17 protein-coding genes are annotated in these 18,505 nt (G+C 68.2%); 8 read left to right on the plus strand and 9 right to left on the minus strand.

Annotated features, from left to right (window positions below; translation table 11 throughout):
* Positions 1 to 11: 11 nt before the first annotated feature.
* Positions 12 to 821 (plus strand): hydroxypyruvate isomerase family protein, encoded by an 810-nt coding sequence (locus HT102_RS05135; protein WP_192038319.1) that lies wholly within the window; start codon positions 12 to 14, stop codon positions 819 to 821.
* Entirely contained in the window at positions 818 to 1,207 is a 390-nt protein-coding gene (locus HT102_RS05140; protein WP_225443228.1) for a YchJ family protein, read from the plus strand. The genes HT102_RS05135 and HT102_RS05140 overlap by 4 nt, the downstream gene beginning before the upstream one ends.
* 195 nt (positions 1,208 to 1,402) lie before the next feature.
* Here the strand turns inward: HT102_RS05140 and HT102_RS05145 are convergent, their stop codons facing one another.
* Both HT102_RS05145 and HT102_RS05150 read right to left on the minus strand, forming a co-directional pair.
* Entirely contained in the window at positions 1,403 to 1,726 is a 324-nt protein-coding gene (locus HT102_RS05145; protein WP_192038320.1) for a nuclear transport factor 2 family protein, read from the minus strand.
* Positions 1,727 to 1,742: 16 nt separating this feature from the next.
* The gene (locus HT102_RS05150) at positions 1,743 to 2,492 is read right to left on the minus strand and encodes an SDR family oxidoreductase (RefSeq protein WP_192038321.1); all 750 of its coding nucleotides are present in this window, start codon (positions 2,490 to 2,492) and stop codon (positions 1,743 to 1,745) included.
* A 94-nt stretch (positions 2,493 to 2,586) separates the two neighbouring features.
* On the opposite strand from HT102_RS05150, the gene HT102_RS05155 reads away from it, so the two are divergent.
* From HT102_RS05155 to HT102_RS05165, 3 genes are all read left to right on the plus strand, one after another.
* Positions 2,587 to 3,480: a LysR family transcriptional regulator gene (locus HT102_RS05155; protein ID WP_192038322.1), complete on the plus strand. Its 894-nt coding sequence runs from the start codon at positions 2,587 to 2,589 to the stop codon at positions 3,478 to 3,480.
* A 570-nt stretch (positions 3,481 to 4,050) separates the two neighbouring features.
* The gene (locus HT102_RS05160) at positions 4,051 to 5,232 is read left to right on the plus strand and encodes an alkane 1-monooxygenase (RefSeq protein WP_192038323.1); all 1,182 of its coding nucleotides are present in this window, start codon (positions 4,051 to 4,053) and stop codon (positions 5,230 to 5,232) included.
* Positions 5,233 to 5,325: 93 nt separating this feature from the next.
* Complete coding sequence (locus HT102_RS05165) at positions 5,326 to 5,952, plus strand: TetR family transcriptional regulator (protein WP_192038324.1); 627 nt, start codon at positions 5,326 to 5,328, stop codon at positions 5,950 to 5,952.
* Positions 5,953 to 6,104: 152 nt separating this feature from the next.
* Here the strand turns inward: HT102_RS05165 and cydC are convergent, their stop codons facing one another.
* From cydC to HT102_RS05190, 5 genes are all read right to left on the minus strand, one after another.
* On the minus strand, positions 6,105 to 7,802 hold the full coding sequence (gene cydC / locus HT102_RS05170; protein ID WP_192038325.1) for a thiol reductant ABC exporter subunit CydC: 1,698 nt from the start codon (positions 7,800 to 7,802) through the stop codon (positions 6,105 to 6,107).
* Positions 7,799 to 9,505, minus strand: coding sequence for a thiol reductant ABC exporter subunit CydD (gene cydD / locus HT102_RS05175; RefSeq protein ID WP_192038326.1), 1,707 nt, complete (start codon positions 9,503 to 9,505; stop codon positions 7,799 to 7,801). The genes cydC and cydD overlap by 4 nt, the downstream gene beginning before the upstream one ends.
* 10 nt (positions 9,506 to 9,515) lie before the next feature.
* Positions 9,516 to 10,550, minus strand: a complete 1,035-nt coding sequence (cydB, locus tag HT102_RS05180; RefSeq protein ID WP_192038327.1) for a cytochrome d ubiquinol oxidase subunit II — start codon at positions 10,548 to 10,550, stop codon at positions 9,516 to 9,518.
* 14 nt (positions 10,551 to 10,564) lie between these two features.
* Complete coding sequence (locus HT102_RS05185; RefSeq protein ID WP_192038328.1) at positions 10,565 to 12,070, minus strand: cytochrome ubiquinol oxidase subunit I; 1,506 nt, start codon at positions 12,068 to 12,070, stop codon at positions 10,565 to 10,567.
* A gap of 189 nt (positions 12,071 to 12,259) precedes the next feature.
* Complete coding sequence (locus tag HT102_RS05190; RefSeq protein WP_192038329.1) at positions 12,260 to 13,114, minus strand: aminodeoxychorismate lyase; 855 nt, start codon at positions 13,112 to 13,114, stop codon at positions 12,260 to 12,262.
* Positions 13,115 to 13,232: 118 nt separating this feature from the next.
* On the opposite strand from HT102_RS05190, the gene ygfZ reads away from it, so the two are divergent.
* From ygfZ to HT102_RS05205, 3 genes are all read left to right on the plus strand, one after another.
* Positions 13,233 to 14,306 carry a CAF17-like 4Fe-4S cluster assembly/insertion protein YgfZ gene (gene ygfZ / locus HT102_RS05195; RefSeq protein WP_225443304.1) on the plus strand — a complete coding sequence of 358 codons (1,074 nt, stop codon included), beginning with the start codon at positions 13,233 to 13,235 and terminating at the stop codon, positions 14,304 to 14,306.
* Complete coding sequence (locus HT102_RS05200) at positions 14,303 to 15,268, plus strand: asparaginase (RefSeq protein WP_192038331.1); 966 nt, start codon at positions 14,303 to 14,305, stop codon at positions 15,266 to 15,268. The genes ygfZ and HT102_RS05200 overlap by 4 nt, the downstream gene beginning before the upstream one ends.
* Before the next feature lie 176 nt (positions 15,269 to 15,444).
* Positions 15,445 to 15,654, plus strand: coding sequence for a DUF3073 domain-containing protein (locus HT102_RS05205; RefSeq protein WP_192038332.1), 210 nt, complete (start codon positions 15,445 to 15,447; stop codon positions 15,652 to 15,654).
* Between the two features lie 562 nt (positions 15,655 to 16,216).
* Here the strand turns inward: HT102_RS05205 and purM are convergent.
* Positions 16,217 to 17,305, minus strand: coding sequence for a phosphoribosylformylglycinamidine cyclo-ligase (gene purM / locus HT102_RS05210; protein ID WP_192038447.1), 1,089 nt, complete (start codon positions 17,303 to 17,305; stop codon positions 16,217 to 16,219).
* A 151-nt stretch (positions 17,306 to 17,456) separates the two neighbouring features.
* Entirely contained in the window at positions 17,457 to 18,440 is a 984-nt protein-coding gene (locus tag HT102_RS05215) for an oxidoreductase (protein WP_192038333.1), read from the minus strand.
* Between the last annotated feature and the right edge of the window lie 65 nt (positions 18,441 to 18,505).

The raw sequence follows: 18,505 nt of genomic DNA on the forward strand, positions 1-18,505 counted from the left end.
GATCAACGTCAATGATTGCGCCTTCCTATACTGTCAATTGCTCGATCCTGCTGACGCATCTGCCCCTGCTCGAGCGGCCAGCGGCGGCCCGGCGGGCGGGATTCAGCGCGGTGGAGTTCTGGTGGCCGTTTGATGTGCCTTGCCCGCCGGATCGCGAAGTGGATGCGTTCGTGGGCGCGGTCCGCGACGCGGGGGTGCGGTTGTCGACGCTGAACTTCGCTGCTGGCGATCTCGCAGCGGGCGAGCGGGGGCTATTGTCTGATCCGCGGCACCGCCGGGATTTCCTCGACAACGTCGATGTCGTGGTGGGCATCGGCGAGCAACTGGGGGCCACAGGATTCAACGCCTTGCCAGGCAATCGCAGGGGTGGGCTCTCCGCGGACGAGCAGGATGAGCTCGCGGTGGAGAATCTCGGGCTCGCGGCGCGCGCGGCCGAGAGGATCGGTGCCACAGTGCTGCTGGAGCCGCTGAGTGGTGCTCCGCGCTACCCGATCCGCACGCCGGGTGATGCCGTCACGCTCATCGATCGCGTCGAGTCCGCCTGGGGCGCCCGGCTGGGACTGCTCGCGGACCTGTACCACTGGGCGGTCAACGAGGTCGAGATCACGGCGGCCATCGACAAGCATCGGGCGGATATCCGGCATGTGCAGGTCGCCGATTTCCCTGGCCGGGGCGCGCCGGGCACAGGAACGGTGCCGTTGCGCGAGCACGTGGAAGACCTGCGCGCGGGCGGCTACGACGGTTGGGTGTCGCTGGAGTACCTTCCTGGCGACGCGACCGGCAACGGGCATGATTTTGCCTGGATGAGAGAGTGGCCATGAGCATGCGATGCCCCTGCGGCAGCGGCAGGGACCTCGACGGGTGCTGCGGCATGTTGCTGAGCGGTGAGCGAAAGGCTGGCACTGCCGAGGCGTTGATGCGTTCGCGGTACACGGCGTTCATGCTGGGAGATACGTCATACCTGCATCGGACATGGCACCCCACGACGCGACCGCGCCGCCTCGAGCTCGACCCCGCGCAGGAATGGCTCGGGCTTCGCATTCTCGGGGCCCAGCGGGGCAGCCTGCTCGATTCGACCGGCACCGTGGAGTTCGTCGCGGAGTACCGCTACCGCGGCCGACGCGATGCCCTGCACGAGCGGAGCCGGTTCACCCGCGAGAAGGGGCAGTGGTTGTACGTGGATGGGGTGTTTCCAGACGAGGCGTAGGGGCAGCGGCCTAGCCGGTGGAGCCGCCGCGCCCGTTGCGCCCCGCGCGCCCGCTGCGCCCGTTGCGCCCGCTGCGCCCGCCGCGCCCGTTGCGCCCGTTGCGCCCGCCAAACGCGATAGAAGCCGCCAAACGCGATAGAAGCTGACCTGGGTTTTCCGCAGCTTCTATCGCGTTTGCAGTGGTGGTGGGGAGGGTTACTCGCGGATGGTCATGCGCGAGACCCGCGCTCCGGACACATCGAAGATGAACGTGCTCGGCCCGTTGTATCCATTGCCGCCGACGATCGTCGTGACCGTCGCGGAGTCGCCCGCCACGGCGGAGCTGGTCAGGTCGAGCGTGATCTGCTTGCCGATGTATTCACGATCGCTCCACTCCCTGATCGCTTCCCGGCCGCGGAACTCGCGGCCCCAGTCGTCGACGACGCCATCGTCGGAAAAGCTCCCGAGGAACCCTTCGACATCTCCAGAGTTGGTCGCGGCGATCAGTTGCTGGACTGCTGCGGGCAGTTCGCTGGTCATCGTTCCTCCATCTGGATCAGCGGGTGGTGTATCCACCGTTGGCGAAGATCGTCTGACCGGTGATCCAGCGGCCCCCGTCGACAAGGAATTCGACGATGGGGGCGATGTCCTCGATGCGCGTCAGGCGGTTGCCCATGGCCTGGGACTTGTGGAAGGCAACACGCTCGGGCGTCTCCTGCCCGTAGAAGAAGGGCGTGTCCATGGGCCCCGGGGCGATGTTGTTCACGGAGATGCCTCGACCGGCGAACTCCTTCGCAGCGGCGCGGGCGAAGTGCTCGACGGGCGACTTCCCGCCAGCGTAGGTGGAGTACCCATCCGTGAATGCCGCCAGGAGGGCGGTCAGGATGGTGACGACGCTGCCGTCGTCGTTGAGCCGGCGACCAGCTTCCTTGATGAAGAAGTAGGCCGACTTCGCGTTGATGTCGAACATCGAGTCGTATTCATCCTCGCTGGTCTCGACGATGGGCTTGCGCAGTACTTTGCCCACCGTGTTGATCGCGATGTCGACGCCACCAAAGTCGCTTTCCGCGGCGTCGAAGAGCTCATCGATGCTGGCGGGCCGGGTCAGGTCCGCCTGGAACTTGAATGCCTTGACGCCGGCGGCCTGTGCTGCGGCCACGGTCTGGTCAGCATCGGCCTCAGTGCTGTCGCTGTTGTAGTGGACCGCCACGTTGACGCCCCGCTGCGCGAGCGTCGTGCTGATCAAGCCTCCGAGGTTCTTCGCTCCGGCCGCGATGACCGCCGACTTGCCTTCCAATGTATTCATGCCACTGCTCCTGGTCGATTGGCTGATTGCGTACTCCACGCTAGGAGCGGCAAGCACAAATAGGAAACATGATTTTGGGGTAGATTAACAATCTATGGTTGTTTATCGTCAGCCGCTGGACCTGCGCCGCCTGCAGCAGTTCCTCGCGGTCGCGGACGCGGCCGGATTCACGCGCGCGGCCCAAGAGCTCCACCTGAGCCAGCAGGCACTGAGCAGTTCCATTGCCCGGCTCGAAGCAGAGATGGGTGTCGCGCTCTTCGATCGCACGACGCGCCAGGTCCAGCTCACCAAGGCCGGCCGGGCACTGCACGACGGTGCGGGAGTCCTGCTCGCGGCCGCCGAGCACCTCGTGCGGCAGGCGCGCGACGCACCGGCCCAATCGCTGCGGCCCTTTGTCATCGGGCACACCCCTGCCGTTACGCCTGCTGAAGTCCATAGCCTTATCGAGCCGGTCCTGGCCGCGCTGCCAGAACTGCCGATCACCGTGATCCAGATGTACCCAGGATCCTTCCACCAGGCCCTTCTCGAAGGCCGGATCGATGCAGCTCTGCGGCGCGGCGTCGCAGTCCCCCAGGATCTAGCAGCCGCCACCATCGCTTACACCCCGGCGCGGATCGCCGTCCGGGCGAGCCATCGCCTCGCTGCCCGCCGATCAATCTCCGTGAGCGACCTGCGCGGCGAGCGAATCATCGTCTGGGGGCCGCCTGGAGCCTCCTTCTACACCGATTTCATCCTCAGTACCTGCCGGCGGGCCGGGTTCGAGCCGACGATCACGGTCAACCGCGTGCAAGGCACGCCTCCGGCATCGGCTGTCCTGGACAACGAGGGAATCGCGTTCGTCACCGACCCGCCCGGGCCCACGATGGACCATCAAGCAATCGTCATCGACCTGGCGGAGCCGCCCCTGGTTCCCGTCCAGATGCTGTGGCTACCGAACACGGTGTCGGCCGCGCGCGATCTGCTAGTCACGCAATCGCAAGGACGGTGAACCCCCTGCCGCCAGCGGCACAGCGGGCCGCCGCCCCCGAATCTGCGAGCGAAAGTCAACTAATCCGGCCCCGGAATCGGACATTTGTTGACTTTCGCTCGCAGATTCCCGCCGCAGGGCCGGCCTCGACCCGACCACGCAACAGCCCCCGGGACAGTGCGCGCTCACAAGGCGGGAGCGCGGTGCCAGCTGGACGTGCTGGCAGTCCCGGGGGCTGGGTTGCTGCTGTGGATTCGCTCGCCGCTCGCGCGACAGGGCGGACCCTGGCGCGGCTGCTAGCGGGCAGCCACCTCACGTGTCCTATAGCCAATCAACTCTGGACCACCTCCTCTCTCGTGTACCTCCTTGTTTACTCCCGGCCCTGGGGCGGCGGCAAGTGTTTTTTTCGGGGAGCAGCAGGTGGCACCCAGCCCCCTCCACCGTCGCCGCCCGGCCATTACGCCCCGCGTCGCTGCCACTCAGGAGTTAACGACAATAGACTTTTCGTTTCATCGGTTGACACAAGGCAGATCTATGTCAAAATCAAGGTGTGATGTGCTGCACACCGAAGTGCGCACGGAGAGGATCACCATGAGCGTCCCCCACCCCACCCCCGCCGACCCGGGCATGACCTGGCGGGATCGCAAGCGCTACTTGTTCATCATCAGCGGGCTGCTGCCGCTGCTCATCTTTGTCGGTTGGGGCCTGGTCGAGCTGACCGGCTGGGAGGTCTTCTGGTTCATTGGCCCCATCGTGTTCCACGTCCTGATGCCGCTGGCCGACACCTTGGTGCGCAAGGATCCAGAGAATCCTCCGCCGGAGCTGGTGGGGTGGCTGGAGAATGATCGCTACTACCGGGCGATCATCTACATGCTGATCCCGCTGCAATACGTGGCGACGTTCCTGGCCGCATGGATCGTCACGCAGCAGGACATCTCGTGGATTGGCTACCTCGGCCTGAGCTGGTCGGTGGGCTACCTCACCGCGCTGGCGATCAACGCTGCCCATGAGCTCGGCCACAAGAAGGAAACCGTGAACCGCTGGATCGCCCGGATCGCCCTCGCGCCGTGCTGCTACGGGCACTTCTACGTCGAGCACAACCGGGGCCATCACGTTCGCGTCGCTACGCCCGAGGATCCCGCCTCGTCGCGGCTCGGGGAGGCGTTCTGGACGTTCCTGCCCCGCACAGCCATCGGAGGCATCCGCTCCGCCTGGAACCTGGAGGCCACCCGGCTGCGCCGCCGTGGCGATCGGGTGCTGAGCGTGCACAACGACGTGCTCAACGCCTGGGCGATGAGCGTCGTGCTGTGGGGCGCCATGATCGCGCTGCTGGGGCCTGCCCTCATCCCGTTCATCGTGATCTCGGCAGGGGTGAGCATCCTGATATTCGAGTCGGTGAACTATCTCGAGCACTATGGCCTGCTGCGCCAGAAGACCGAATCAGGCCGCTACGAGCGCTGCGCGCCGCGCCACAGCTGGAACTCGTGCGCCATGCCGAGCAACCTGATGCTGCTGCAGCTGCAGCGCCACTCGGACCACCACGCGAATCCCACGCGCGACTACCAGGCACTGCAGCACATGGAGGACGCGCCACAGCTACCGAGCGGCTACGGCACCGTGATGACACTCGCGATGTTCCCACCGCTGTGGCGCCACGTCATGGACAAGCGCGTGTTCGATTTCTACGATCATGATCCGTCGCTGATGAACATCCATCCGCCGAAGCGGGAGAAGGTCCTCGCGCGCATCGCGAAGCACAAGGCTCGGGCCTGACCCTCGGCACGAGCACCACTGCCGGTGCCTGCACCACCTCCGGTGCGGGCACCGCCGCCGTTGGAGGCCCCGCCGCCCGTGTAGAACAGAAGAGTGCCGAACACTTCCGATGACGCCCCACGCCCCTACCCGGAGCAGGCGCGCGAGCTCCTGGTCGACGTGGTGCTCGACTCCGCTGATCGCCTGATCCGCGCCGGCGGCTGGGCAAGGACCCGGATGGAGGCCATCGCGCAGGCATCGGGGGTGAGCAAGCCGACCCTGTACCGGGTGTTCGGCACCCGCGAGCAACTCGCGAGCGCCTACCTGGACCGGGAGGTCGATCGGCTCACCGGAGTGCTCCGCGGGGCGCTTCCCGGTCCAGCCCACCGCAAGGATGATCCGGTGGGCACGGTGCGCAGGATGCTGGTGCTGGTCCTCGAGGCGCTGTCGGACAACCCGATCGTGAACGCGATCCTGACCGAGGATTCCTCGGCCGCGAGCCTGCTGCCCCTGCTGACCGTCCACGGTGACCGGCTGCTCGAAAGGGCCGCCGCGCGGCTCGTGGAACTCTCCTCGGAGTGGCTTCCCGAGATCGAGGAAGCGGACCGGCGGGTCCTCGCCGATACGATCATTCGCTTGCTGCTGAGCTACAGCGTGCTACCCGGGCGCAGCATCGAGGACACCGCCGACACCATCATTGCCCTGGTGCGCCCCTTCCTCGAAGATGCGCTGGGAAGCTAGTCGCCTGGTCGGCGGGGGCGGCGTGTGTGGCGTGGGCGGCGTAGGCGTGGGGGCCACCGGTCGCCAAAAGCACCGGATACTGCCAAACGCGATAGAAACTGACCTGGTTTTCAGCCGACTTCTATCGCGTTTGCCGCGAGCCAACCCACCAGCTAGCCCAGCCGCACCCACTCATCCGGCTCAACCGTCGGCGCGAGGTGGCTGGCAACGATGACGGTGCGTTGCGCATCCATCAACCCACTGCCACGGTCGAGCAGCGCGTCGAGCACTCGGACGGCGCTCGCGGCATCGAGGTGCTCGGAGGGCTCGTCGAGCAACAGGACCGGCGCGGGCGAGAGCACTGCGCGGGCGAGGAGAAGCCGGCGCCGTTGCCCGCCGGAGAGTGCTTCCTCGCCGCCTTCGAGGACGGTGCCGAGGCCGTCCGGGAGGGTGGCGAGCCACTCCCCCAGCCCGACTGCTTCGCAGGCCGCGAGCAGGTCCGCATCGGTGGCATCGCCGCGCGCGAGCAGCAGGTTGTCGCGCACGGTGGTGGCGAAGATGTGCGCGTCCTCGGCGAGGAACAGCGATTGCTCGCGCGCACCCGCCCAACCAGGCTCCATGCTCCCGGCGAGGGGCGGGATCAGTCCGGTGAGGGTGAGCAGAAGAGTGGTCTTGCCGGTGCCGCTGGACCCGGTGCCGAGGATGCGGCTGCCGGGTGGCCAGGTCGCGTCGAGGGGCGGGGCGAGCGGGGTGGTCCAGCCATGCTGGATACCGCGTAGCTCGAGACCCTCAGCCGGGGCGCTGGAGGCTACCGGGGCAACGTCACCCGTCCCGGCGTCGTCGAGCAGACCGAGCAACCGGTGGGAGGCGTTGCGGGCGCGCAGCGCGTGGATGGCGGCCTCAGGGAGGGCGCTGGTGGCCTCGAACGCGGCGAGCGGCAGTAGCACGAGGATGCCGAGCGAGGTCAGTGCGATGGCGCCGTTGCCGTAGAGCTCGAGGCCGATCAGGAGCGAGCCGATGACGCTCGCGGCGATGGCGAGCGGCACAGTGGCGCTGGCGACAGCGGTGGTGGTGGCCGCCCGGTCGATGCTCGTGTCGGTGTGGCGCAGCGCGCGGGCAGCGCGGTCGAGGGCGGGGCGGAGCTGGCCGGTGACGCGGAGCTCGGCAGCGTGATCGAGGACGGCCATGGTGGCGTCGCGGTGCTCGCCGCGATGCGTGTCGGCGGCGTGCTCGCGGATGGTGGCGGCGCGCGCGGCAAGGGCGGGAGCCACTGTTCCGGAGAGCAGCAGCGCGATGGCGAGGATGGCGGCGGCGAGCGGCGAGATGAGGGCGAGCCCGCCGACGGCGATGAGCGCGAGGAGCAGTGCCACGGCGACGGGGATGAGGACGCGGACGACGGTCTCGCCGAGGGTGTCGATGTCCTCGCCGGTGCGGGCGAGGAGCTGTCCGCGGCGGGCGGCGAGGGCGGTGCGGGGGTTTCCGGTGGCGAGGCGCCGGTAGAGGGTGGTGCGGGCGGCGACGGTGCCGCGCAGGGCGATGTCGTGGGTGGCGAGGCGGTCGAGGTAGCGGAAGACGCCGCGGCTGATGCCCAGTGCCCGGACGGCGACGACGGCGACGGTGAGGTCGAGGACGGGCGGCATGGCGAAGGCGCGCATGATGAGCCAGGCGGAGACGGCGGCGAGGGCGAGGGCGGATCCGAGGGTGATGGTGGCGGCGAGGATGGCGAGGAGGGTGCGGTCACGGGGGATGTCAAGCAGGGCGAGGCCACGGCGGAGATCTCGCCAGGTGGGTCGATTGCCGTTGGGGCGGAGGTCGGTGCCCTGTTGGGGCCTCTGCCGACCAGGCTTATCCAGTCTGCGTTGGGTCTTCATGCGAGCGCCCCGGCAGGCGAGCTGTGAGCCCCAGCAGCACGTGGTCCAGCATTGGTTGACGCGCTCACGTCGATGATGCGGTCCGCGGCGGCGAGCACGCTGGGATCGTGGCCGATAAGGATGACGGTCGCCCCGTCCTGGTGGGCGCGCCGCCGGACCGCATCGAGGACGCGGAGCGCGGCGCGCTTGTCGAGGTGGGCGGTGGGCTCGTCGAGCAGCAGCACCGTGGCCTGCCGCGCGAATGCCCGGGCGAGCGCGAGGCGCTGCCGCTGCCCCACCGAAAGCCCTGTGCCGCCGCTGCCGAGGACGGTGTCGATCCCCCCGGGCAGCTCGGCGAGTACCTCGCCGAATCCCGCCTCCTCGATGCCGCGCGCGAGCGCCTCGGGCGGCAGCGGGCCGGTGAGCTCGAGGTTGTCGCGCACGGTCCCGGGGACGAGCACGGGCCGCTGCGGCACCCATGCCACATTGCTCCACCAGGCGTCGAGGCCGAGACGGATGACATCGATGCCGTTGATCACCACTGCACCCTCGTCCGGGCTGGCGAGCCCGAGGATGGCATGCAACGCAGTCGACTTGCCGGATCCGTTCGGCCCGGCCAGCACGGTGATCTGGCCGGGCTCGCACACCGCATCGAGAGCATGCGGGGCATGGCCGTCCCGTGCCCGCATCGACAGCCCGCGCACACGGATGGTGAACGGCGCCGCGACCGTGTCGTGCGCCTCCGGGCCCGCGTGATCCTCCCGGTCCTCGTGGTCAAGGACGGCGAGGGCGCGCTGGGCGGCCTCGGCCCCGTCCTCGGCGGCATGGAACTGGGCGCCCACCATCCGCAATGGCAGGTACGCCTCGGCGGCAAGGATCAGCGCGACGAGCGCATCGTCTAGCTGCATGTGGCCGAAGACGAGCCGGAGCCCGACGCTGACGGCGACGAGGGCAACGCACAGCGTGGCGAGCGCCTCGAGCACCATTGATGACAGGAACGCGATGCGCAACGATCCCATCGTCGCGGTGCGATGATTCTCGCCGAGCTCCTGCACCCGCTCGGCCTGCCCGGCCTCGCGGCGGTGCGCGCGCAGCGTCGGCAGGCCCGCGATCAGATCGAGCAGCTGCGCCTGCAGCGCGGTCATCGCGCGCAGCTTGTTGCGGGCCCGGTTCCTGGTGAGCAGGCCGATGAGGATCATGAACAGCGGCACCAGCGGCAAGGTCGCCGCGATGATGATGGCCGAGGCGAGGTCATGCAGCGCGATGGTGACGAGCACCGCCGTGGGCACGAGGACCGCGAGCACCAGCGTGGGCAGGTAGCCCGAGAGGTACGGCAGGAGGCCGTCGAGGCCGCGGGTGACCAGCAGCGCTGCCTCGTCGCGGGTTTCCGCGCGGCGCCGCGGCGGTAGGTCCGCGACGGCATCGAGCACATCGGACTTGAGGCCGGATACCACTGCCGCGGCACTGCGCTGCGCATGGCGGGCCTGCGCCCACGCTGCCGCGGCGCGGATCGCGGCGATCACCGCGAGCGCGATGAGCTCGGTGGTCCAGGCATCGAGGGCGCGCAGCGCGGGGTCGTGGGCGGCCCCGGCGAGGATGCGGGCGAGCAGGATCGCGGTGGCCAGGATCGTCGCGGTGGTGATCGCGCCGGTGACGACGGTGAGCACCAGGTAGGGGCGCACCGGCCGGGAGAGCCGCCACAGGCGCGGATCGAAGGGCTTCACCGCGGCCCGCTCACCGCGAGGCCTTCAGCCCGATCGAGTCGGGGATCTGCTCGACGCTGATGCGCTGGCGGAACACCCAGTATGTCCAGCCCTGGTAGATCATCACCACCGGCGCGAGGAACGCGGCCGCCCAGGTCATCACGGTCAACGTGTAGGGCGACGAGGCCGCGGACTCCACGGTGAGGCTGAACGCGGGATCGATGGTGGAGGGCATGACGTTCGGGAACAGTGCCGCGAAGAGCATCGCGGTCGCCGAGAGCACCGCGAGGAACGTCGCGACGAAGGCCCAGCCCTCGCGCTCGCGGGCGGTCAGCACGACTGCGGCGACGAGCCCGGCCGCCGCGAGCGCCACGAACACCAGCGACAACGAGGAGCCGTAGGCGAGCTGGGTCCACACCGCGAAGCCACCCGCGACGACGAGAGTGATCGGGGCGAGGTGGGCGGCGATGCGCACGGCGTCGGCGCGGACCTCGCCGCCGGTCTTCAGCGAGACGAACACTGCCCCATGCAGGAGGAACAGCAGGGTGGTGGCGAGCCCGCCGAGCAGTGCGTACGGGGTGAGGATGGCCTCCCACACGCCGACGATCTGCTTGTCGTCGTTGATGGGCGTACCGGCGAGGATCGTCGCGAACGCCACGCCCCACAGCACCGCCGGGATCCACGAGCCGATGATGATCCCGGCATCGCAGCGCGCGCGCCAGCGATCGTCGTCGATCTTGCCGCGGAACTCGATGGCCACCGCGCGGAAGATCAGCGCGAGCAGGATCAGCAGCAGCGGCAGGTAGAAGCCGGAGAAAAGCGTCGCGTACCAGTCGGGGAACGCGGCGAACATGGCACCGCCGGCAGTGATGAGCCACACCTCGTTGCCGTCCCACACGGGCCCGATCGTGTTGAGCACGGTGCGGCGGCGCTTGTCGGCGTTCATGCGGCTGTTGCGGCCGAGGATCGGCATGAGCATGCCGACACCGAAGTCGAAGCCCTCGAGCACGAAGTATCCGACGAACAGGAAGGCGATGAGGATGAACCAGAGCGTCGTGAGTTCCATCGTGGCGATCCGTCCTAGTAGGCGAACGACAGCGGCTTCACGCCGTCGTCCTCGTCGTGGTCGTCATCGTGGTGGGGGTGGCGGTCATGCTCGAGCGGTCCTTCCATGACGTAGCGCCGCATCAGGGTGAACCAGACGAGCGCGAGCGCCCCGTAGACGGCGGTGAACGTGAGCAGCGAGAGCAGCACGAGCGCCGGGGGGTGCCCGGAGACAGCCTGGTCAACGGTGAGCCGGATCTGGTCCACGCCGTTGAGGTTGGGCGCGACCACCCACGGCTGGCGGCCCATCTCGGTGAACACCCAGCCCGCGCTGTTGGCGAGGAACGGGGTGGGGATGGCGATCAGGGACAGCTTGGCGTACCAGTCCTGGTCGGGGACGCGCCCGCGGCGGGTGGCCCAGAGCCCGGCGGCCGCGAGGATGGCGGATCCGGCGGCGAGGCCGATCATCATGCGGAACGACCAGTAGGTGACAAAGAGGTTGGGACGATAGTTGCCGGGACCGAAGCGCTCCTCGTACTCGGCCTGCAGCTCGGTGACGCCCGGCAGCTCGGCGTTGAAGTCGTTGGTGGCAAGGAACGAGGTGAGCGCAGGAATGGTGATCCAGTGGCGGACGCTCTCGCAATCGTTGTGGTCCCCGACGGTGAGGATGGAGAAGGCGGCGGGCTGCTCGGTGTGGCACAGCGCCTCGGCCGAGGCCATCTTCATGGGTTGCTGCTCGAACATCAGCTTGGCCTGGATGTCACCGGTGACGCCGAGGGCGACGCCGGAGGCGATCATCACCAGGAGGGCGACGCGGGTGACGGGCCGCCACATCACGCGGGCCTCCTCGCGCAGCTCCGCGGCCATCTCGGGGGTGGCGTCGCGGGCCTGCTTCATGCGGCGGACCATCCACCAGCCGCCGATGCCGGCGACGAACGTGCCCGCGGTGAGGAATGATCCCGCGATGGTGTGCGGGAACGCGGCGAGGGCGGTGCTGTTGGTGAGCAGCGCCCAGATGCTGGTCAGCTCGGCCCGGCCGTTCTCGGGGTTGATGGTGGCGCCCACCGGGTGCTGCATGAACGAGTTGGCGACGATGATGAAGTAGGCGGACATGTTCACGCCGATGGCCACGAGCCAGATCGTCGCGAGGTGGACGAGCTTGTGCAGGCGCCCCCAGCCGAAGATCCACAGGCCGAGGAACGTCGATTCGATGAAGAACGCTGCGAGGCCCTCGAGGGCGAGGGGCGCGCCGAAGACGTCGCCGATGAAGCGGGAGTACTCCGACCAGTTCATGCCGAACTGGAACTCCTGCACGATGCCGGTGACGACGCCGAGGGCGAAGTTGATGAGGAAGAGCTTGCCGAAGAACTTGGTGAGCCGGTACCAGTGGTCCTTCTTGGTGATGACCCACATCGTCTGCATGAAGGCCACGAGCGGGGCGAGGCCGATGGTCAGCGGCACGAAGATGAAGTGGTAGACCGTCGTGATGCCGAACTGCCATCGCGAGATGTCCACGGTGTCGAGGAAGTCGAGGCCGAACACGAGCTTCTCCAAACCGGGGCGGCGCTGCCCCACCGAGCGGCTGTTGGGCTGACGATACGACGCCGCTGGATTCGGCGGCGGGTAAAACGGGGTCAGCAATCACCACGGTACTACTACTTGCAGTAGTAATAACTACTTCATGTAGTAGACCTTGGTCACAGTACCTGCAGCCCGCGGGCCCTCCCCGCGCTAGTCCCGCTCCACCGCGCGATCCACCAGGCGCGCCACGTCCGCCGCTACCGGCGGCTCGGGCAGGCGCAGCCCGTTGACGCTCGTGATCCTCGCGCTCAGCGTGGCGCTCGACAGCATCCATGCGCCATCCGCGTTCAACAGGTCCACCACGGTGATCAGCTCGCACGCGGTACCAAAGCCATGCTCGCCCGCGATATCGAAAACCGCTTGCTGCGTCGTGCTTGGCAGGATGCCCAGCGAGGCTGGCGGGGTCACCAGAGTAGTTCCTCGCAACAGCACCACCGCCGCGCTAGGCCCCTCGAGGAGGTAGCCATCCGAGCTGACAAAGATCGCATCATCCGCGCCGTTGTCCACGGCATACCGGATCGCCGCCATGTTCATCGCATAGGACAGCGTCTTCGCGCCCAGCAGCAACCAGGGGGCATGCTCCTGCAGATCGCTGGCATACCCTCGCTCCAGCGTCAGCACGGCCACCCCGCCGGCCCGCGCCTTGAGCATCCGCTGGCTCAGCGGATTGACCAGCACATAGCCAGTGGTGGCACTGCCAGCGTTCTCCCGCCCCCGCGAGTACACCAGGCGCAGCACGCCCTCCCTGCGGTTCCCCCAGGCCTGCACCGCCATGCTGATCGCATCGCGCCAATCGCCTGCATCGACCACCGGCAGCCCGAGCGCCCGGGAGGACCGGCCGATCCGCGCCAGGTGCGCCTCCAGGTTGCACGCACGGCCATGCCGCACCAGCAGCGTCTCGAACACGCCATCGCCGCGCAGGGCAGCGAGATCGTCTGCGTGGAGGAACGGCTCATCCGCATCACGCAGCTCGCAATCGAGGGTCACCAGAACCTGCTCAGCCATAGGTATGAAGCGTATTAGCCGCGCGGGCCGTAGGATCGGTGACGTGGCCGTAAACGATGCAACAGATCCACAGCGCCCACCGACCCCTGCAGCAACCCCGGGCTATACAAGTCCGCTACTGGCTCTGCCTGGTGCGATACCCAACCCTGAGGAGTCGCCCGACCACGGCGTGGCCTGGCATTATGGGGATCCCCTGACCGAGCAGCGGCCTGCCCGCGATGGCCTCGCCGTGATCGACCGCTCGCACCGGGGCGTGATCACTATCACCGGTCCCGATCGCCTCACCTGGCTCCACTCGCTCGCCAGCCAGGACTTCACCAGCCTCGCCGACGGGGAGACCACCGAGTCCCTCCTGCTCGACGTCAATGGACGCATCGAGCACCACTTCATCGCCACCGATCTCGATGGCACCTTGTGGCTCGACACCGAGCGCGAGCGCACGGCCGAGTTGCTCGGCCACCTCACGAAGATGGTGTTCTGGTCCAAGGTCGAGGTCCGCGAGGCCGACATGGGCGTGCTCACCCTCCTCGGACCAGAGGTCACCAGCATCGATGCGATCCCGGCACCGGACCGCGCCGCGGCGCTTCCCGGCGGGGGAATCGCCCGCCCCCTCCCCTGGCCCGTCGCGGGGCAGCGCTGGGACCTGATCGTGCCCCGGGAGTCGCTGCGAACCTGGTGGTCCACGCTCACCGCCGCCGGCGCCCGGCCCGCGGGCACCTGGACCTTCGAGGCACTGCGCGTCCCCGCGATGCGCCCCCGCGTGGGAATCGACACCGACGAGCGCACCATCCCGCACGAGGCCCGCTGGATCGGCAGCACCGCCGAGCATGGCGCCGTGCACCTCTTCAAGGGCTGCTATCGCGGCCAGGAGACCGTCTCGCGCGTGCACAACCTGGGCCGCCCGCCCCGCCACCTCGTGCTCCTGCACCTCGACGGCTCCGCCGACGAGCGCCCAGCGACCGGTGATCCCGTGCTCGCCGACGGTCGCACGGTCGGTCGCATCGGCACCGTCGTGGATCACCACGAGGACGGAGTGCTCGCGCTCGCGCTGCTCAAGCGTTCCGTGCCGGTAGACGCCACCCTCCACGCAGGCAAGGACACCATCGCCGCCTCCGTCGATCCCGATTCGTTCCCCAGCTACGACGCGGTGCAGGCGGGCCGGGCCGCCGTGGACCGGCTGCGCGGCCGATGACCAGCACCGCGCGGTTCGTGCCACTCGTTGATGTGGTGCGCTCCGGCTTCACCGAATGCACCCACTACGGATCGCTCATCGTGCTGGACAAGGACGGGGAGAGCCTCCTCGAGCTCGGCGACGCCCGATCCCCCTTGTTCCCGCGATCCACCAACAAGCCGTTGCAATCGGTGGGCCTGCTGCGCGCCGGGTACCAGCCAGCCTCGCGCGATGAGCTGGCGCTCGCCACGTCCTCGCACTGCGCGGAGCCCCAGCACCTCGCCATCATCGAGCGCATGCTCGGCAGCGCCGGGCTGCGCGAGGAGCACCTGCTCTGCCCGCCCGACATGCCTTGGTGCGAGCAATCCCGCGCACGAATGCTCGCGAGCGGCCACGGTCCGCGGCGGATCTTCATGAACTGCTCCGGCAAGCACGCCGCGATGCTCGCCACCTGCCAGCGCAACGGCTGGCCGCTCGACACCTACTTGCAGCCCGACCATCCCTTGCAGGAGGTGATCACCAGCACGGTCCGCGACCTCAGCGACGCCGACGAGGCACCGCTCGGGATCGACGGCTGCGGCTTGCCAATCATTCCCGTGCCCCTCGCTGGCCTCGCCCGTGCCTTTGCCCGGCTCGTGTCCGCGCCCAGTGGCAGCCACGAGCATGCCGTGGCCGCGGCGGCCCGCGCGCATCCCCTGCTGCTCTCGGGAACCGGCGCCCCGGACGCGGTCACCATGGCAGCGATACCGGGAATGCTGTGCAAGTCCGGTGCCGATGGGGTCTTCGCCGGTGCCCTCGCCGATGGAAGATCGTTCGCGTTCAAGATCTCCGACGGCCACGACCGCGCTCGCCTGCCACTCGTCCGGGCGGTCCTCGAGCATCTCGACGTGGCGGAAGCCGGGGAATTGCCCGCCAGCCCCGTCCTTGGCGGAGGTCACACCGTGGGCGAGATCCGCGCACGGGTTTCACCAGTAGCGCGCTGAACTGGTAGTTTGACACCCGACTGCGGGCTAGCGAACGTGTGGCGCGGCATTATTGACTACGTCGTTGCGGCATAAATACGCATCTCGCGGTAGAGTGTGAGCCAGGAAGAATCATCAGACACGAACGGGGTCGCCAAATCCCCAGGCCACCCCGACATCGCGCGAGGGGGTCAGCCATGGGCCGCGGCCGGGCAAAGGCGAAGCAGACCAAGGTTGCACGGGCATTGAAGTACAGCTCACCGAACACCGACTTCGAGCAGCTTCAAAAGGAGCTGTCCGGGTCGCCGTCGCAGGGACATCGCGACGGTCGGAACGCTGATGATCCGTACGAGCCGGATTACTCGCGCTGGGTCGACGACGACGATTATCAGAGCTGGGGCCGCTGAGCAGCCGCGCTTCCCGCAATGAATAACATCGTGAAAAGGTGGGGCACTCGAGAGTGCCCCACCTTTTCATGTCACAACAGCAAGCGGATGGCGGTCGGATTCTCGCGCTGCTTCTAGGGCTTGGCCCGGTGATCGCCGGGCATCGCGCAGCGGGTGTCGCGCAGCGGGTGTCGTCCCCCGGGTGTCGCGCAGCGGGTGTCGTCAGGCGGGTGTCGCGCAGCGGGTGTCGCGCAGCGGGTGTCATCAGGCGGGTGTCGCGCAGCGGGTGTCATCCCCCGAATCTGCCACCCTTCACGCGCAGCCGCCACGGCTAGCCCCTAGCGACCACGGTTGTTTCCGTGGCAGGTCCCGCGCAAACGTGGCAGGTCTCGGGCAAACGTGGCCGCTAGCGACCATGGGTGGCAGCTGCGCACTGGCCGCTAGCGACCATGGGTGGCAGCTGCGCACTGGCAGGTAGCCAGGACGAGGGGCAGCTGCATCCCGGCAGGTAGCCAGAGGACGAGGGGCAGCTGCAACCCGGCAGCAGCACGCCTCGCCTCGCAGCCGGGGACTGTGCCGCTAGCTAGAAGCGCGGGTGATTGCCCACGAGGAGAGCGCGAGTGCCGTTGCCGTTCTCGGTGTCGCTCGCGCGGCGCACGGAGCCAATCGTCCAGCAGTCGATATGGCGGGCGGTGCGCACCGCGAGCGCCCGATCCACATCCTCGGGAGCCATGATGGCAACCATGCCGACGCCCATGTTGAAGGTGCGGGCCATCTCGGTGGGATCGACCTTGCCGCGCTGCTCGATGAGGCGGAAGACAGCGCCAGGGCTCCAGGTGCCCCGGTCGAGGTCCGCGACGAGCCCGGCAGGGATGACGCGCGACAGGTTCTCGGCGAGTCCGCCACCGGTGACGTGGCAGAAGGTGCGCACATCGGTCTCGGCGGCGAGCGCGAGGCAGTCCTTGGCATAGATCCGGGTGGGCTCGAGGAGCTCCTCGCCCAGGGTGCGGCCAAACTCCTCGACGTGGCCCTCCAATGACATGCGGGTGATGTCGAGGAGCACCTTGCGGGCGAGCGAGTAGCCATTGGAGTGCAGGCCGGAGGAGGCCATGGCGATCGCGACATCACCGGGGCGCACCTTGTCCGGAGTGAGCACCGCGTCCGCCTCGACCACACCGACGCCGGTGGCGGAGAGGTCGTAGTCGGATTCGCCCATCATGCCGGGATGCTCGGCAGTTTCACCGCCAAGGAGCGCGCATCCGGCCTGCACGCAGCCTTCGGCGATGCCGGAGACGATCGCGGCGACCTTCTCGGGAATGACCTTGCCGACGGCGATGTAGTCCTGCAGGAACAGTGGCTCGGCGCCGCACACGACGAGGTCATCGACGACCATGGCGACGAGATCGAGGCCGACGGTGTCGTGCTTGTCCATCGCTTGCGCGATCGCGAGCTTGGTGCCCACGCCGTCCGTGGACGAAGCGAGCAGCGGTTCCTTGTAGTTGGTGCGCAGCGCGAACAGCCCCGCGAAGCCTCCGAGGCCACCCACGACCTCGGGGCGGGTTGCCTTCCGCGCGAGCGGCTTGAAAAGTTCCACTGCCCGCTCGCCAGCATCGATGTCCACGCCGGCCGCGGCGTAGGATGCTCCGGAATCGTGGGAGTTGTCGTCGATCATGGGGTCCGTTAGCTCCGCCCGTGGGATTGTCACACGTTACGGGGCTACGCTACCGGACTTGAGGCCCCGGTTACACCTCGCTGGCTGCGAGGGCCTGCAGGATGGGGCCAGCGCCGGGCAGGACCGGCACGGGGGCGATGCCTGGCGGGAGTCAGGCGATCTCGGTGTAGGCGACACCGGTGAGCTTGACCGATCGCTCCCACAGGGCCTCGGCAAGCACGGGATCGACCGCCTGAGCACTTCGGGGGCAGCGCCGCACGGGGCCGCGCACCCCGCCGAACCCCGCCGGGCCGAGGTAGTCATCGTTGCGCACGTCCGGCATCGCCGCGGCATAGAGGGTGCTGTAGGCACCTTCCTCCGCCGACTTCGCTGTCAGCGCGACCACTTGCCGCATCATGCGACGAAGGCCGAGGGTCGGCACGATGGGCTCGAACAGGTCGGTGGCGGCCGCACCGGGATGAGCCGCAACCGACCGGGCCTGCGATCCGGCCATTTCGAAGCGGCTTGCCAGCGCACGCGTGAACAGCATGTTCGCGAGCTTCGACTGCGTATAGGCATTGATGCGGAAGTACTTGCGGCGCTGGTAGTCGAGGTCGTCGATGTCGAGCTTGGCCTGCTGGTGCATCAGCGAGGAGAGGGTGACGACGCGGGGCTCGGGCGCGGTTAGCAGCAGCGGGAGCAGGCGCCCGGTGAGCGCGAAGGGGCCGAGATGGTTGATGCCGATCTGCGATTCGAAGCCGTCCTTGGTGGTGCGGTAGGGCACCGCCATCACGCCCGCGTTGTTGATGAGCACATCGACCGAGCTAGTGTGCTCGGCGATCTCCTCGCTGCAGGCCCGCACCGACTCGAGGTCGGCAAGGTCGAGGTGGACCAGGACGGGCTTGGCCGCGGTCGCGGAGGCACTGATGTCATCGAGCGCGGCCCTGGCACGGTCGAGATTGCGGCACGCGATGATGACGCTCGCGCCCGCGTGCGCGAGGGCCGAGGACGTTTCCTTGCCGAGCCCCCCATCGCCACCCGTGACGACGATGGTCCGGCCGGTGAGGTCGGGCAGGTCGGCTGGGGTGAACTCCGCAACGGCCAGAGGCTCGAGGCTATCTCCGGAGCGGGGTGCCTGTGTCTGGTTTGCAGCCATCGTTCCTTCTCCCTGTGATGTGCCCCACATTCTTGATCTTAGCGAGGAATGGGGCACCTATGCCA

This window comes from Lolliginicoccus lacisalsi (assembly GCF_014841105.1).
Taxonomy (GTDB): Bacteria; Actinomycetota; Actinomycetes; order Mycobacteriales; family Mycobacteriaceae; genus Lolliginicoccus; species Lolliginicoccus lacisalsi.

Excerpts from the sequence above, each read along its gene's own strand:
- HT102_RS05140 (WP_225443228.1), top strand. The coding sequence starts at position 818 with ATGAGCATGCGATGCCCCTGCGGCAGCGGCAGGGACCTCGACGGGTGC.
- HT102_RS05145 (WP_192038320.1), bottom strand. The coding sequence starts at position 1,726 with ATGACCAGCGAACTGCCCGCAGCAGTCCAGCAACTGATCGCCGCGACC.
- cydC (WP_192038325.1), bottom strand. The coding sequence starts at position 7,802 with ATGAAGACCCAACGCAGACTGGATAAGCCTGGTCGGCAGAGGCCCCAA.
- HT102_RS05135 (WP_192038319.1), top strand. The coding sequence starts at position 12 with ATGATTGCGCCTTCCTATACTGTCAATTGCTCGATCCTGCTGACGCAT.
- HT102_RS05190 (WP_192038329.1), bottom strand. The coding sequence starts at position 13,114 with ATGGCTGAGCAGGTTCTGGTGACCCTCGATTGCGAGCTGCGTGATGCG.
- HT102_RS05200 (WP_192038331.1), top strand. The coding sequence starts at position 14,303 with ATGACCAGCACCGCGCGGTTCGTGCCACTCGTTGATGTGGTGCGCTCC.
- HT102_RS05215 (WP_192038333.1), bottom strand. The coding sequence starts at position 18,440 with ATGGCTGCAAACCAGACACAGGCACCCCGCTCCGGAGATAGCCTCGAG.
- cydB (WP_192038327.1), bottom strand. The coding sequence starts at position 10,550 with ATGGAACTCACGACGCTCTGGTTCATCCTCATCGCCTTCCTGTTCGTC.
- purM (WP_192038447.1), bottom strand. The coding sequence starts at position 17,305 with ATGATCGACGACAACTCCCACGATTCCGGAGCATCCTACGCCGCGGCC.
- HT102_RS05205 (WP_192038332.1), top strand. The coding sequence starts at position 15,445 with ATGGGCCGCGGCCGGGCAAAGGCGAAGCAGACCAAGGTTGCACGGGCA.
- HT102_RS05160 (WP_192038323.1), top strand. The coding sequence starts at position 4,051 with ATGAGCGTCCCCCACCCCACCCCCGCCGACCCGGGCATGACCTGGCGG.
- HT102_RS05155 (WP_192038322.1), top strand. The coding sequence starts at position 2,587 with ATGGTTGTTTATCGTCAGCCGCTGGACCTGCGCCGCCTGCAGCAGTTC.
- HT102_RS05150 (WP_192038321.1), bottom strand. The coding sequence starts at position 2,492 with ATGAATACATTGGAAGGCAAGTCGGCGGTCATCGCGGCCGGAGCGAAG.